Here is a 13,888-nt window from a genome sequence, read left to right as displayed (position 1 = left end):
GGGGGGGGGGGTGGGGGCTCTGTTTTTGGGCGGGGGGGGTGGGGGGGGGGGCCCCCCCCGGGCCCGGGGGGGGCCCCCCGCCCCCCCGGGGGGGGGCCCCCCCCGGGGGGGGGGGCCCCCCGCGCCGAAAAGCTCCCCCATCAGGATTCGAACCTGAACATACGGTACCAAAAACCGCAGTGCTGCCTGATTACACCATGGGGGACTAATTCCGGCCCAAACGGACATTGTGTCAGCCTGTCGGATCGGCACCCAACACTATGCCGTACCAAGCCCCTTACGCGCGACGACAGATCCGGCTTTCTTGATCACGCGGGCGGGCGGGCCGCCCGTCGGATGGCGTCCGTCACGTGCGCGCGGGTGCGCGGTCGCGCGGAACGCGCACCTCCGCAGGTGTCCGCGCGGCGAAGTCCCTGGTCCGGGGATCACCCGCGGATCAACCCCCGTTCGAACATGAGTAGTGCTGTCGAGGTCACCCGAAAATGGGATGCGGGCGCCCGTAGGGTGGATGGCATGACCGCAACGGGGGCAGACCGGGAGGCGGCGGGAGCGACCACCCGCGGCTACTGGTGGTGGGAACGGCGGCGCGGTGTCGCCCTGGACGTGGGACTGGCGCTGGTCTCGGCGCTGGAGTGCGGGCTGGAGGGGATCCAGTTCGCCCAGGAGGCCCGGTTGCCGGTGCCGGTCGGCGTGCTGTTCGGGCTGCTGGCCGGGTCGGTCCTGGTGCTGCGGCGCCGGTGGCCGATCGTCGTGGTGCTGGTGTCGATCGCGACCACTCCCGCCGAGGTCGGCTTCCTGATGGGCATCGTCGGCCTCTACTCGCTCGCCGCGTCCGAGGTGCCGCGCAGGATCACCGTCGTGCTGACCGGGATGTCGCTGGTCGGCAGCTTCATCGTCACGTACCTGCGGCTGAGCCGGAACCTCGTCGACGAGGCGTCCTCGGCCGTGCCGGGGGACTGGTACGCCCCCGTCGTCTCCCTCTTCATGGCGCTGGGACTCACCGCGCCCCCGCTCCTCTTCGGCCTCTACATCGGCGCGCGCCGCCGGCTGATGGAGAGCCTGCGCGAACGGGCCGACTCGCTGGAGCGGGAGTTGTCGCTGCTCGCGGACCGGGCCGAGGAGCGCGCGGAGTGGGCACGTACGGAGGAGCGGACCCGGATCGCCCGGGAGATGCACGACGTGGTCGCGCACCGGGTGAGCCTGATGGTGGTGCACGCGGCGGCGCTCCAGGCCATCGCCCCGAAGGACCCCGCGAAGGCGGTCCGCAACGCCGCGCTCGTCGGGGACATGGGGCGCCAGGCGCTGACCGAGCTGCGCGAGATGCTCGGCGTGCTCCGTACGGGGGCGGGCGCGGGCGACGACCGGCAGCCGCTGGCCTCCGTCAGCCGGGCCGCCGCAGCAGCCGCCGCGGCCGCGGCGGCACCGGAGGACGGGCCGCGCCTCGGCGAGCTGGAGGCGCTCGTCGCCCAGTCGCGCCAGGCGGGCATGACGGTCGAGCTGTCGGTGGACGGCGACCCGCGCCCGTACGCCCCGCAGGTCGAACAGACCGCGTACCGGGTGGTGCAGGAGGCGCTGACCAACGTGCACAAGCACGCGGCCGGCGCGAAGACGTGGGTCCGGCTCGCGCACCGCGAGGCGGAGGTCGCGATGCAGGTCGAGAACGGCCCCTCCGACGCGGCCGTCGCCGACGCCGACCTGCCGAGCGGCGGCAACGGCCTCGTGGGCATGCGGGAGCGGGTGACCGTCCTCGGCGGCGCCTTCGTCTCCGGCCCGACCGACGCGGGCGGCTTCCGGGTGTCGGCGGTGCTGCCGGACGCGACGGTCTCCCCGGATGCGACGGTCTCCCCGGACGCTACGGAGGCGGTGGCCACTGAGGTGGCGCCCGAGGCCGGTGTACCGGGGGTGGCGGCCCCCGAGGTCGTCGTGATCGCTCCCGAGGTGGAGGCGGTGCCGATGGAGGTGGCGCTGCCGGGGCAGGGGGGCGTCCGGGGGGTGAGGGGCGGGGGAGGGGGCCCGTCCGAGGTTTCCTCGGATGTCCTGCCCGGCGTCCCGTCGGAGGGGGAGGGCGTACCTCCCCAGAGGGAAGCCGGGACACGGGCGCAGAGCGCGCCGGGGCTTTCGTAGGCCGCCTGCCGACCCACATCGACTGGCTACTCTCAGCCGCCCCACTGCCTCCGGCACTCGCCATCATCGTCGCCGTCCTCGGAGTGGTGAACACCCTCGCCCTCTCGGTGGTCGAACGCACCCGCGAGATCGGGCTGATGCGCGCCATCGGGCTCTCCCGGCGCCAGTTGCGCCGGATGGTCCGCCTGGAGTCCGTGACCGTCGCCCTCTTCGGTGCGATCCTCGGCGTGGCGCTGGGCCTGGGCTGGGGCGTCGCGGCACAGAAGCTGCTGGCCCTCGCCGGGCTGGGCGTGCTCAGCATTCCGTGGACCACCATCGGTGTCGTCTTCCTCGGCTCCGCGGTGGTGGGCCTGCTGGTCGCGCTCTTCCCGGCCTTCCGCGCCGGGCGGATGAACGTCCTGAAGGCCATCGCCACGGAGTAGCGCCGGGCGAACCCCGGGCCGGGCAGACCCCGGGCGGGTGAACCTCGGTCCGGGTGAACCCTCGGCCGGGAGCCCTCAGCCGGGTCGGCTGGACTCTCGTGGGGAGGGTTTTCGGGGCGCGGCACCCCCCTCACTGCCCAGGGCGAGGACCGCCTGCCCCTCGCTCTCAGCCGGAGGTGGGCGGCAGGTCGGGGCCGATGGTCAGGGTGATGCCCGCGGGAGCGTCCGGGGCGGCCGGGGTCGGGGTGAGGCCGGGCAGGCGCGCGGCGAGGGACGCGGCCTGTTTCGCCTGGTCCTGGGGGTAGGTGAGGGTGGTCTTGCTGACCTCGGCGGGAGCGTTGCCGGTGGCGGCGATCTGGAAGCCGAAGGCGCGGAGCTCCTCGGCGACCTTCAGGGCCTTGCCCTGGGTTCCGGTGCCGTTGAGGACGGTGACGCGGACCGTGCCGGCCGGTGCGGGAAGTTCGGCGGTGGCCGCCTTGAGCGCCGCCGGAGTCGTCTCGCGGTCCTCGTTCATGGCCGTGAACAGGTTGCGGGCCGCAGGCTGTTGCCAGGTCACGTTCGCCTTGTCCGTCGGTACGTCGAGCTCGCGCGGGTAGTTGGGGACGGTCAGGAAGGAGATCCGGTCGGTCGCCATGCCCTTGAGGCTGCCGGCCAGGCTGGTGAGGGGCTTGATGTCGGCGAGTTCCGGGTCGGCGGTCAGCGACTTGGTGGCGGAGTCGAGGAAGCCGTACAGCGCGGTGGGGCTGTACAGCTTTGACTTGGCGCGGGCGGCCAGCGACTTCATGAACTCCTGCTGCCGGCCGATGCGGCCGATGTCGGAGCCGTCGCCGATGCTGTAGCGGGCGCGCACGTACCCGAGGGCCTTGTCGTCCCGGACGAGCTGGCAACCCGCCTTCAGGTCGAGATGGGCCTTGGAGTCGTGGATGTCCTGCTTCGGACACACCTCGACGCCGCCGAGCGCGTTGACCATTCCGGTGAAGCCGCGGAAGTCGGCGATCAGGAAGTGGTCTATGCGCACGTGGGTGTTGGCCTCGACGGTCTTGATGGCGCAGGCGGCCGCCTTGACGCTGTCGCCGGTGGAGCCGCCTATGGCGTACGCCTCATTGATCTTGAACCGGTGAGGGGTGGAGGCGGGGCCGTCGCCGCGCGCGCAGGACGGGATGAGCACCCAGGAGTCACGGGGGAACGAGACGACGGAGGCCCATTTCCCGTCACCTCCGGTGTGCAGCAGCATCAGCGTGTCGGACTGCATGGTGGTGAGGTGCTTGCCGTAGGCGTCGCCGAGCCCTTCCCTGCTGTCCGAGCCGATGACGAGTATGTTCTCGCCCCCGGCAGCGGCCTTGGGCCGGTCGCCGCCCAGGGCGTCGTCCACGTCGGCGCCCTGAATGTTGCCGCTGAGGTGGGAGTACAACCAGCCGCCCGTGGCCGCCGTGCCGAGGACGAGGACGGCCACGGCTATCGCTATCCACCGCCCCGTACGTCGGCGGGGGCGTCGGCGGTGCCGGTCTGCGGAGGGCGCGGCTGTCCCGGCCGACCTGCGTTGTCCTGACACGACATGCTCCTTCGCTGTTCACGGTGGTCTCGCGCGGCCGGCGAAGATCCGGCTCCTCGGCCGACCCGTCGGTCGACGGCGGGGAAGGGGCCGAGCGCGAGAACGAGGTGGAAGCCTGCCGCGACGGCGAGGCGGGCGGGTGTGCGTTCGTGGGCACGCGTGGTCGGTAGCGGGTACTCGGTCGCAGTCATGGTGATCGGTGATCGGTGATCGGTGATCGGTGATCGACGGAGACCGGAGCAGGGCGCCGTCGAAGGTCCCACTCGGTGAGGAGGAGTCCCAAACCGCTGGGTGCGGTTGCCTGCATCGTCGACGTGCCGGAAATGTTTGCCCGTGCGCGCTTGGTCCTCCCCGGCCTCCGCGCACCGGTGGGGCTTCGCGGAAGACCGCGCGAAGGACAGCCCAAGTGACCCCAGCAGCACTGGAGTGACGCGTTGACGCATTGACGCGTTGATGCTCAAGGCGGCATCGGCCCGCACCGCGCCGGCCGCGACGTCCGGGCCGCGGCGGTCGCCGAGGCGATCGAGCGCCTGCTCGGTGCGTGGCGCGGTTTTCCGGGCCCGGAGGCCCCCTCGATCCGGCGTCAGCCCGGCGTCAGCCGGGTCGGCTGGACGCCGGTGAGGAGGGTGTTCAGAGCGCGGTCGATGTCCGGGCCGAGGTACCAGTCGCCGGTGTGGTCGATGCTGTAGACGCGTCCCTCACTGTCCATGGCGAGGACCGCCTGCCCCTCGCTCTCCTGGCCCAGCGGGCTGACCTCGGTGGCCAGCGCCCGGCCGAGGTCGCCCAGGGTGCGGGCGAGGTGGAGGCCGGCGAGCGGGTCGATCCGTACGGAGGCGGGGGCGATCTGGCGGCCGGGGCCCGGGGCGAGGATGTGCAGGTTGCCGAACTCCGCCCAGGCCTCGACCACCGCCGGGAACACCGCGTGGCGGTGACCCGCCGGCGAGGTGTGGGCGCGCAGCGCGTCGGCCCACTCCTCGGCCTGCCGGATGATCCAGCGGCCGGGCTCCCAGCCCGCTGCGCGCAGGGCCTTCGCCACGACCGGGGTGAAACGGGTGCCGGTGGGGTGCTGGTTCGGCTCGTGCATCGGGATGCCGTCAGCCCCTCTCGGCCGTGGTGGCCGCCCCGTTGGCGAGGTCGACGGGACGTACGCCGAAGTGGGCGAGCATCACCGTGCAGGACCGGCAGGGCGCCGCGTAGCTCCCGTGCCGTGGGTCGCCGTCCTCGCGGATGTGGCGGGCGGTGAGCCGGCCGTGCTTGAGCGCGCGCCGGGCCTCGCCGCTGGTGAGTGGTTTGCGCTGGGCGCGCTTGGAGCGGGTTCCCTCGGCCGCGGTGAGCTGCCGGGAGAGGAGAATCGCCTCGGGGCAGCGGCCCGTGAAGCGTTCGCGCTGGCTGGTGGGCAGGGTGTCGAGGAAGTCCTGCACCAGGTGGTGCAGGACGGGTGGCTGGTCCCCCTTGCCCGCGGTGCAGGTGAGTGTCTCCCCGCGCAGGGACAGCGCGGCGGCCACGGCCGGCAGGATGCCGTCGCGGCGGTGGTGGAGCCGGGGGGTGCGGTTGGAGTCGGTGGTGCTCCAGCTGAGGCGCGGGTCCCCGGAAGTGACTGTGTGTACGTCGTGCATGGTGTCGGTTTCCTCCCGTGCAATCCCCCGAGTTGCGGGGGACAGCCTGCCAAATGTGTCGGACGGTGGGGAAGCTGGGGCGGTATTGGACGCAGCGTGTCGCTCAAAGCCTCCCAACCGTCGCTCTTCCGTCACCTCCGTGTGACGGTCGGTGATGGCCGCGAAGGGGCGGTTCCGCCTGTTGCGCCACCGCATAGGCTGTGCGGAACACCGGACGCAGCAGGGGGCAACCGCCATGACGACAGGTCGGCTCGGGCAGCAAGCCGCGCCACCGAACGCGGCCTACGCCGGGCAGGTCGTGCACTTCCCGGACCCGGTCCGGGCGTCGCGCCACCCGAGGGGTGTACGGATGGACGCGAACGGTCATCCGGACTTCTCCCCGTACGCGCGGGCCGCCGCGGAGATCGCCGATCCGCCCGCGGGTTTCGGCATCGACGAACTCCGGCTCACCGACTACGTGTCGGCCAATGCCGCGCTGGCGGCGACCGGGAACGAGCTGTGGGACACGATCCCGGCGGTGGCGACCCCGCACGGCTGGACCTGGCACCACGTGTCGGGCAGCCGTCGGATGGAGCTGGTACCCGTCGACGTGAAGGCGCTGCTGCGCCACCACGCCGGTCTGTCGACGACCCCGGTGGACCATGAGCGGCGCGGCACCCGGCCGTTGCAGGGCACCCGGCCCGCGCACTTCCGGCTGCCGAAGGGTGCCGTCGCGGTGTCCGAGGCGCAGATCCTCGGCGTCGAGGAGGACTTGGGGTACCGCCTGCCGGGCGCGTACCGCTCGTTCCTGAAGGCGGCGGGCGGTTCGGCCCCGGTGGGCACGGCGCTCGACCCCGAGCTGGGGCTGCTGGTGGACCAGCCGTTCTTCACGGTGCGCGAGGAGGCGGCGGTCAACGACCTCGTCTACGTCAACAAGTGCCTGCGGGACCACTTCACCAAGGACTTCCTGGGCATCGCGTTCGTCCAGGGCGGTCTGCTGACGGTGAAGGTGAAGGGGAGCGGCATCGGTTCGGTCTGGTTCTGCGCGTACGACGACGCGCGCGACCGGAACGAGATGACGGTGCAGGAGCGTTCCGACCGGCTGATGGTGGAGTGCGGTGCGGACTTCGACGCGTTCCTCCAGCGGCTCGCGGGCAGCCCGCAGGAGCTGGAGACGGTGGCGAACCTGATGGTGGACGGCGGCTTCGCGCGTGCCGTCCCGGTGGAGGGCTGAGCGCGATGGTGACGTTCGCACAGGCGCAGGAACGGGCTGACGAGTGGGTCAACGGTGACGTGCCCGGCTACCAGCACCGGGAGGTGCGGGTCCGCGAGTTCGATCTGGGCTTCGTGGCGTGGGCCGAGGACCGCCCGGAGGGCCCCGTCTCGGACGGTGGCCGTCAGCGGCTGGTCATCGCCCGCGACAGCGGCGAGGCCACGCTGTGGCCGGGACTGCCGGTGGGCGAGGTGATACGGCGTTACGAGGAGGAGTACGGCTCCCCGGCGGACGCGGTGCCCGCCCCCCAGCCGTCCGCGCGCATCGATCTCAACCAGACCTCCTTCCTGCTGACGCCGCCGGAGTGGCTCCAGGAAGCAGCCGACAAACTGGGCATTCCGGACCGCAGGCACGAGTCGTCCGACGCGGTCGCCGGCAGCACCGGCAGCACCGGCGGCACCGGCGGCACCGGCGGCACCGGCGGCACCGGCAGCACCGGCAGCACCGGCGGCGCCGGGACGGTGCCCGCGCAGGCGAGCGGTCCCGATGCGGTGAGCGACGCGGTGCCCGTCACGCTGGCTGCTCCTGCCGCGCCCGCCACGCCCGCAGCTCCTGCCGCGTCCGCCACGCCCGCGGTGGCCTCCTCCGCGTCCGCCACGCCCGCGGTGGCCTCCTCCGCGCCCTCCGTCCCGACCTCGCACGCGCAGGACTCGGGCGCGACGCCGTGGCCCGGCCCGCCCGCCGGACAGCAGCCCGAGGACCACGAGCCGACCGCCTCGGACGGGGTGCCGGCCCACGGCTCCCCGGTCGCCGCTCCCGTGCCGGACGGCGCCACGCCGTGGGCGGGTACGGACACCAACCGCGACTCCGACGATGCGGCGGTCCCGCTGCCCCACACCGTGTTCGCCCCGCCGCTCTCGGGCGCCGACGACGAGGGCGCGCCCTCGCCGGTCGTTCCCGCCGACGCCCCGACCACGCTGATGGCGGGCGGTGCGCCGCACGGCAGGCGGGTGCCTGCCACCCCTCCGGGTGCCGAGGACATCGCGAACGCCGCGACCAGTAAGGCATCCGTCCCGCCACGCGGTCCGCGCATCGGTTCGGTACCGCCGCCGCCGAGTGCCCCGGGCATCCCGGGCGCACGCCCCGGCGCGACCCCGCCGCCGCCGGGCCCCGGTGCGCCGGTCGGCGGTTACGTACCGACGCAGATGGCCCCCGCGGTCGACCTGGGCGCCCCGGGTGTCCCCGGTCCGCCCGATCCGCCCGGCCCTCCCGGTGTTCCGGCACCGCCCGGCCCGCCCGGGTTCCCCGGTGCTCCCGGTGTGCCGGGCGTTTCCGGCGTGCCTCAGCCACCTGCCCCGCCCGGCCCCCCCGGCCCGCCCGCCCCTCCGGGGCCGCCCGGTCCTCCCGGTCCGCACGGTGACGTGCACCACGCCGAGACGATGTTCGCGGCGCCTCCGGTCGGCCCTCCGGTCGGCGGTCCCCCGGCTCCCCCCGGCCCGCCGCCGGGTCTGCCCGGCGTTCCTGGGCCTGGCGTGCCGGGGCCCGGAGTGCCCGGTCCCGGGGTCGTGCCTCCGCCGCCGCCCGCGTACGGCTATCCGCAGCAGCCCGTCCAGCCGCCGACCGTGGGTCCCGGCTACCAGGCGGTGCTGCGGTACCGCGCGCCCGACGGCAGTGAGCAGCAGCTCATCCGCCGTTCGGCGCCGGGGACCCCGCACCCGGAGTGGCAGATGCTCTACGAGCTGCGGGGCATGAACGTGCCGCCGCAGCAGGTCATCGAGCTCCACACCGAACTGGAGTCCTGCGAGCTGCCCGGCGGCTACTGCGCACGCATGATCCGCGAGATGTGGCCGCAGGTGCGGATCACCAGCGTCGCCCCGTACGGCACCGACCACGCGAGCCGCCAGCAGGGCATGCGCCACCTCCTCACCCACCAGGGCGAGCTGCACCAGGTCGCGGACGGCCCGGCGCGGCCCGCCCCCGTGCGGGCGCCCCTGCCGCCGGTGCAGCCCGCGCCGCCGGTCGGGCCGGAGGGAGTGGCCGAGGAGCTGCTCCAGGCGTTCGGCCCGCAGGGCGTGCTCCGCTTCGACGAACGGGCCGTCTCCCGGCAGGGCGTACCGGAAACGGTGGGCCGGACCCTGGTCTGGGCAGGGCTGCCCGCCGATTTCGGGCCGTTCTTCTGGGCCCAGCCCGGTCAGCCGGTCGTGCCGACCCTCGCCGAGCTCGCCGCGCAGCGCCAGGTGCGGCCCGCGCCGGACGCGGGGGCGTACCTCGTGATGGGTACGGACTTCGGCCGGGCGATCTGTGTCCAGTACGGCACGGCGAACATCGTCGCGGTGCCCGTGGAGGCAGGCCCGGGCGGGCAGTCGGTGCTGCCGCAGTTCGTGAACTCGGGGCTGCCCGAGTTCGTCCGGTCCATGGCTCTACTGGGGCGGATGTGGCGCCTGCGGTACGGGCTGAATCCCGAGCAGGCCGGCCGCTGGACCGTCGATTTCCAGGCGCACCTGGCCGCCCTGGACCCGGCGGCGCTGGCGTCGCCGGAGAGCTGGTGGTCGGTGCTGCTGGAGCAGATGTGGGACGGCTTGATCTGAGCCGTCCGCCGCACTCGGCCGTCGGAAACGGCAGACACCAGGACGCCCGCCCTCTTGTTCTTCTGTTCTAAGGGGCGGGCGTCTTCGCGTGTCCGGCCCGATTCGGCCGGGTATCCCTTGGGGTGTTTGCGGTGGGCTTTCGCGGACGCCGCCGGGCTGTGACGCCGGTCGCTTCCGTCCGGAAAGCGGCTGATCGATTCCGACTTCCGGCCCAATTGCCGCATCCTTGACCTCAGGATCGATGGCGGCGTGCGGAAGAGAGGGTTTCAGGGATGAGTGCTGCACCGGTGTCCGGACATGGCTTCGGTGGGGGACGAGGACGTGGGTACCGCCCGGAGCAGGTGGATCGTTTCGTCGCCTCACTCTCGGCCGAGCGGGACGCGGCCCTGGACGAGCTCTCCCGGCTGGCCGCCCTCGCGGAGGAGCTCACGGCCGAGTCGGCCCGGCTGACCGAGCAGGTCGCGGGCCTCGCCCCGCAGACGTACCAGGAGCTGAGCGAGCGCGCCCGCTCGATACTGGCCCTCACCGAGGAAGAGGTGGCCGAGTCCGGCGCCGCCGCCCAGGAGGCCGCACAGGCGTTGCGCGACGCGGCCGAGACTGCCGGGCGCGAGGCCCGGGACGCCGCTCGTGCGTACTCCGAGAAAGTACGGGCCCAGGCCGAGGAGGACGCCGAACGCGTCCTCGCCGAGGCCCGTCGGGTCGCGGCGCAGACCCTGGCGGCGGCGGGCGAGGACGCCGCGCGGGTCCGGGCGGAGGGCGAGGAGCTGATGGCCCAGACCCGTGCCCGTACGACGAGCGTGCTCGCCCACCAGGAGCAGGAACAGGCCGAACGCCACAAGACGTCCGAGGCCGAAATCCTCGCCCGCGAAACGGAGGTGACGTCCCGTCATGATGAACTGACGGGGCGCGCCGAGGCCGTCCTCGCGGCAGCGAGGCGCGGGCGCACGGAGGCCGAGGAGGCCGCCCGGCACCGCCAGGAGGACGCGGAGGCCCGCGCCGCCGAACTCTTCTCCCAGGCCCGGGTGCGCGAGGAGCGGGTGGTGCGCGAGACCGAGCGCATACTGCGCGAACACGAGGAGAGCCGCGAGGAGTTGCACGCCCGCATGACCCACGTCCGCAACGCCCTCGCCGCCCTCACGGGACGGACACCGAACCCGCAGCCGACCGAGGACTGACGGCCGGCCTCGCGCGTCGTGACAAGTCCGCTCAGGCGGGCCTGCTCAGGCGGGCCCGCTCACGCGGGTGCGGCGGCCCGTGCCCAAGGCTGGTTGCGGACGCTGAACTTGCGGTACTTGGCGGGCACGACCGCCCTCGCCTCCTTGCTCTCGCGGAGAGCGGTACGCATCGACGCGATCGAACCGGTGGCGGCGCCGGTGTCGGCCGCGCACCCGGGCGGCGGACCGTCCGGCTGGGTGCAGTCCCGGCAGGAGCCCGGTTCGGGCGCGCGGAACGCGCGCTCGCAGCCGCCGTCGCAGGTCTGCCAAGGGAGCAGCGGCGGTTGGGATGACGCATCGTCACCTTGTGTACCGAATGGTCCTGTTGGGTCCTCCCCGGCGGTGCGCGACGACGGCGGGGGTGACACGGGCCGGTCGCGGAGCCGGTAGGCGAGGATGCGGGCCGGGCGGGCGCGGAGAGGTACGGGGAGGGCGGCGGTCAGGGTCTGGGTGATCGTCGCGGCATCCACGCCGTGGGCGAGCCAGTCGGCAACGACGGGCGCCAGTTGGGCCACTTCGCGCCGGGAGAGGATCAGCCGGGGGTCGACGATCCGCAGCGACGCGAGGATCACGACGGCCTGCGGGTCGACGCCGGTGATACCGAGGGGCGAATCTTCCTCGACGGCCTCGTCCTCAAAGCCCTCTTCGTCGGCACCGACTTCCCCGACGCCCTCTTCTTCGGAGCTCCCCTCGTCAACGTCGCCTTCGACATCAGGGGTTGGGGGAGCGGAGGTGTCGGCGCCGGTGTCGGTCTCCGTCCCGTCCACCGTGCTGGTCTCGTCCTCGGGGGCCTGCTCGTCGGACTCCTGCTGGTCGGGCTCCTGCTGGTCGGCTTCCCGCTGTTCGGTGGCCGCGTCAGAGGCCAGGTCAGGGTCTGACGCGGGGTCAGGGTCCGCGTCCGGGGCCGCGTCCGCGTCCAGGCCCGCGTCCGCGTCCAGGCCCGCGTCCGCGTCCGGGTCCGGCGCTGTCTGCGCCTCGGCGGGCAGGCGGGGCGCGGGCACCGTCGCCTCGGGCGCCCCCGGCGCGGGCTGCACCGGTGTCTTCCCGGGCGGCGTCTCCGGCTCCGGCAGCCGCAGCCCGGGGACCGTACGGAAGAAGGTCCGGGTGCGGATGAGGCCACGCACCCAACGCTCCTTGCGGCGCACCAGATACCCGGCGTGTTCCAGCTCCCGCAGGGCTCGGGAGAGGGTGATCGGGCCCTCGTCGAAGTGGGCGCAGAGGGCGTCGATGCTCACGGGGGCGCCGTCGGGCAGGGACATGATGTACGCGCCGACGCCCACCGCGACCGCGCTGCCCCGCCGTTGGGCCAAGGCGTTGTGCAGGATCGTGAAGTCGGAGGTCAGCCGGGTGCGGACATGGGTTACCCCGGAGGAGGGATGCGCAGGCCCTGAGCGGGTGCGCGGAGGCGCGATAAAGTCGGTTACAGCCATGGGGAAGTGCCTCTTCCTGAGTGGTCAGACCCTCGACCGGGATTGCCGTCCCGTTCGAGGGTCGCTCTGTGTGTAAAGTCGTTGCGCTGAAAGTAACCGCCTGAACTGCCCCAAAGCAACCGGGTCACTCGCACGGGTGATGACACGGAGGGGAGGGAGGGGGGTTAGTTCTTACTCCCCGTCCTTTGAGGAGTCCACCGACCTACCGGGGTGCGGGAAACCGGCCTCCGGTGCGGCGACCAGCGGCAGCCCGAGGCATGGTGTGGCAGGGGGGTTGGGTGCACAGATCCCCGCACCGGGGCGGGCGGGCCTCATGACGGGGGACCCGGCGCAATGACGGGCGACGGCCCGCCTGATCGCGGTACTTGGGCTGTGGACAGCTACCAGGGCACGGCGACTCTTGAGTGGTGGGCCAACCGGTCGACCTGCTTGAGCGAACGCGGAGCTCGAATTCGTCCGTCCTGCCAGTCGCACAGAGCGGCTGCGCGCCGAGAGGGGCACCCTCTGCCACGATCACGTGCGCATCCCGGGTGCTGCGTGACTGTGGTGCCGGCGGGAGTCTAAAGTCCGTTGCCAGTACAACCACTTGGGGCGCGGGCGTGTGCCTGCGGAGATGGGGGACCCGATGACGCACGACGGTGGAGAGGTATCGGGGCATGGTTCCGGCGCGCTCACGTACGCGACGCTGGCGGCCGAGGCCCGACGTCAGGCAGCGCTGGAGAGGCCGAAGGCGCGCAGTCGCCGAGAGGCCGACATCCGCAGCGTCCCATGGTGGCGGGTGGAGACGTTGCGCAAAATCTCGGGTCTGTCCGTCCTGCTCGGCGGGGCGACCCGCACCGGCCTCATCCTGGTGGTCTGCGGAGTGGCCGGCTTCGCCGCGCTCGGGCTCGACGACTGGTGGTGCCTCCTGGTCTTCGTCGCCCTGGCGGTCTACGGGGCCCTCTGCGTCTGCGGAAGCGGCGGCGTCAGGGCCAAGGTCCTGGCCCGTGCTGCCTGCGAGCCCGACGCCGTGTCCATGCGGTATGCCCTGGTGTACGACCCGCCCTGGGGCGGGGCCGCCCTGCTGGTCGTCTTCCCGGTAGGCGGGGACGACGAGGTCCGGCCCGCAGGGGTGGTGGAGCTCGTGCCCATGCCGCTGCACCGGTCCGCGCGCGCGGGCGGACTCCCCGCCGACCTGCCCGTGGAGCCCGTCGGTGACCTCGAACTCAGCGGTCGTACGCCCGAACTGCCGTTGGGGGTGCCCTGGATCGACGGCCGGGCGTACTGGCCGAAGCGTTCCTGGGGGCCCGACGCCCTGCGGGGCGAGGAGGGGCGGGCTCTGCTGGCTCGGCTGCTCGCCGAAGACGCCGAAGACGCCGAAGACGCCGAAGACGCCGAGGGTGTCGCCTGTGTCGCTGACGTCGGTGAGCGAGGGGCATCCGTGGAGCCGTGACCCTGGGCCACGGCCCGACGCGGCCGGTCAGCCGCCCGGGGACTTCCTCCAGAGATCCCGCTCTTCGAGCAGCCCGAACCGCACCTCGCCGCTCCGCAGGTCCACCAGGATGGGCCAGCAGTCCAGCTGCATCTCGCGCGGATCGCGCGAGGCCAGGTACCGCACGGAGTTGTACGGCGCGATCAGTAGCCCGTCGCTTGCGCGAACCCGGTCGACGTCGATGGCGAGGGGCAGCTCGTACGGGTGCCCACTCCGCGCGAGAAAAGCGTCCGCGAGCCGCATTGCCTCGGTCTGATCCACAGTCCGTCCCCCGTCCCC

General features: G+C 73.2%; 9 protein-coding genes and 2 pseudogenes. 6 read left to right on the top strand and 5 right to left on the bottom strand.

From position 1 onward, the window contains the following. Window positions 1-513: 513 nt before the first annotated feature. Both ACFYPN_RS09305 and ACFYPN_RS09300 read left to right on the top strand, forming a co-directional pair. Window positions 514-1,824: pseudogene (locus tag ACFYPN_RS09305) on the top strand (sensor histidine kinase); the annotation flags it as partial. A 353-nt stretch (window positions 1,825-2,177) separates the two neighbouring features. Continuing rightward, a pseudogene (locus ACFYPN_RS09300) lies at window positions 2,178-2,546 on the top strand (ABC transporter permease); the annotation flags it as partial. 166 nt (window positions 2,547-2,712) lie between these two features. Here ACFYPN_RS09300 and ACFYPN_RS09295 read toward each other — a convergent pair. The 3 genes from ACFYPN_RS09295 to ACFYPN_RS09285 all read right to left on the bottom strand — a co-directional run bounded on the left by ACFYPN_RS09295 (window position 2,713) and on the right by ACFYPN_RS09285 (window position 5,714). Next, a complete protein-coding gene (locus tag ACFYPN_RS09295; RefSeq protein ID WP_389297491.1) occupies window positions 2,713-4,098 on the bottom strand; it encodes an LCP family protein in 1,386 nt (461 codons plus the stop codon). Window positions 4,099-4,681: 583 nt separating this feature from the next. Further along, a complete protein-coding gene (locus ACFYPN_RS09290; protein ID WP_389297489.1) occupies window positions 4,682-5,182 on the bottom strand; it encodes an SUKH-3 domain-containing protein in 501 nt (166 codons plus the stop codon). 10 nt (window positions 5,183-5,192) lie between these two features. Next, complete coding sequence (locus ACFYPN_RS09285) at window positions 5,193-5,714, bottom strand: YwqJ-related putative deaminase (RefSeq protein WP_358760816.1); 522 nt, start codon at window positions 5,712-5,714, stop codon at window positions 5,193-5,195. A 235-nt stretch (window positions 5,715-5,949) separates the two neighbouring features. On the opposite strand from ACFYPN_RS09285, the gene ACFYPN_RS09280 reads away from it, so the two are divergent. The 3 genes from ACFYPN_RS09280 to ACFYPN_RS09270 all read left to right on the top strand — a co-directional run bounded on the left by ACFYPN_RS09280 (window position 5,950) and on the right by ACFYPN_RS09270 (window position 10,669). Continuing rightward, entirely contained in the window at window positions 5,950-6,927 is a 978-nt protein-coding gene (locus ACFYPN_RS09280) for an HNH endonuclease (RefSeq protein ID WP_358760817.1), read from the top strand. 5 nt (window positions 6,928-6,932) lie between these two features. Beyond that, a complete protein-coding gene (locus tag ACFYPN_RS09275; RefSeq protein ID WP_389297486.1) occupies window positions 6,933-9,494 on the top strand; it encodes an SUKH-4 family immunity protein in 2,562 nt (853 codons plus the stop codon). Between the two features lie 272 nt (window positions 9,495-9,766). Further along, entirely contained in the window at window positions 9,767-10,669 is a 903-nt protein-coding gene (locus ACFYPN_RS09270; RefSeq protein ID WP_389297484.1) for a cellulose-binding protein, read from the top strand. A 59-nt stretch (window positions 10,670-10,728) separates the two neighbouring features. Here the strand turns inward: ACFYPN_RS09270 and ACFYPN_RS09265 are convergent, their stop codons facing one another. Beyond that, complete coding sequence (locus ACFYPN_RS09265; protein WP_358760820.1) at window positions 10,729-12,138, bottom strand: hypothetical protein; 1,410 nt, start codon at window positions 12,136-12,138, stop codon at window positions 10,729-10,731. A 625-nt stretch (window positions 12,139-12,763) separates the two neighbouring features. Between ACFYPN_RS09265 and ACFYPN_RS09260 the strand changes: the two genes are divergently transcribed. Further along, window positions 12,764-13,570 carry a hypothetical protein gene (locus tag ACFYPN_RS09260; RefSeq protein WP_389297482.1) on the top strand — a complete coding sequence of 269 codons (807 nt, stop codon included), beginning with the start codon at window positions 12,764-12,766 and terminating at the stop codon, window positions 13,568-13,570. A 27-nt stretch (window positions 13,571-13,597) separates the two neighbouring features. Here the strand turns inward: ACFYPN_RS09260 and ACFYPN_RS09255 are convergent, their stop codons facing one another. Beyond that, window positions 13,598-13,870, bottom strand: a complete 273-nt coding sequence (locus tag ACFYPN_RS09255; RefSeq protein ID WP_358760822.1) for a hypothetical protein — start codon at window positions 13,868-13,870, stop codon at window positions 13,598-13,600. Between the last annotated feature and the right edge of the window lie 18 nt (window positions 13,871-13,888).

It is taken from the genome of Streptomyces sp. NPDC005576, assembly GCF_042871745.1.
Lineage (GTDB): Bacteria > Actinomycetota > Actinomycetes > Streptomycetales > Streptomycetaceae > Streptomyces.
Note: the sequence above shows the minus strand (reverse complement) of the source record. Positions and strands in the feature narration are given on the sequence as shown.

What these genes read in the sequence shown, in the direction of transcription:
- ACFYPN_RS09290 (WP_389297489.1), bottom strand. Translation starts at nt 5,182, where the DNA reads ATGCACGAGCCGAACCAGCACCCCACCGGCACCCGTTTCACCCCGGTC.
- ACFYPN_RS09285 (WP_358760816.1), bottom strand. Translation starts at nt 5,714, where the DNA reads ATGCACGACGTACACACAGTCACTTCCGGGGACCCGCGCCTCAGCTGG.
- ACFYPN_RS09280 (WP_358760817.1), top strand. Translation starts at nt 5,950, where the DNA reads ATGACGACAGGTCGGCTCGGGCAGCAAGCCGCGCCACCGAACGCGGCC.
- ACFYPN_RS09275 (WP_389297486.1), top strand. Translation starts at nt 6,933, where the DNA reads ATGGTGACGTTCGCACAGGCGCAGGAACGGGCTGACGAGTGGGTCAAC.
- ACFYPN_RS09270 (WP_389297484.1), top strand. Translation starts at nt 9,767, where the DNA reads ATGAGTGCTGCACCGGTGTCCGGACATGGCTTCGGTGGGGGACGAGGA.
- ACFYPN_RS09265 (WP_358760820.1), bottom strand. Translation starts at nt 12,138, where the DNA reads ATGGCTGTAACCGACTTTATCGCGCCTCCGCGCACCCGCTCAGGGCCT.
- ACFYPN_RS09260 (WP_389297482.1), top strand. Translation starts at nt 12,764, where the DNA reads ATGACGCACGACGGTGGAGAGGTATCGGGGCATGGTTCCGGCGCGCTC.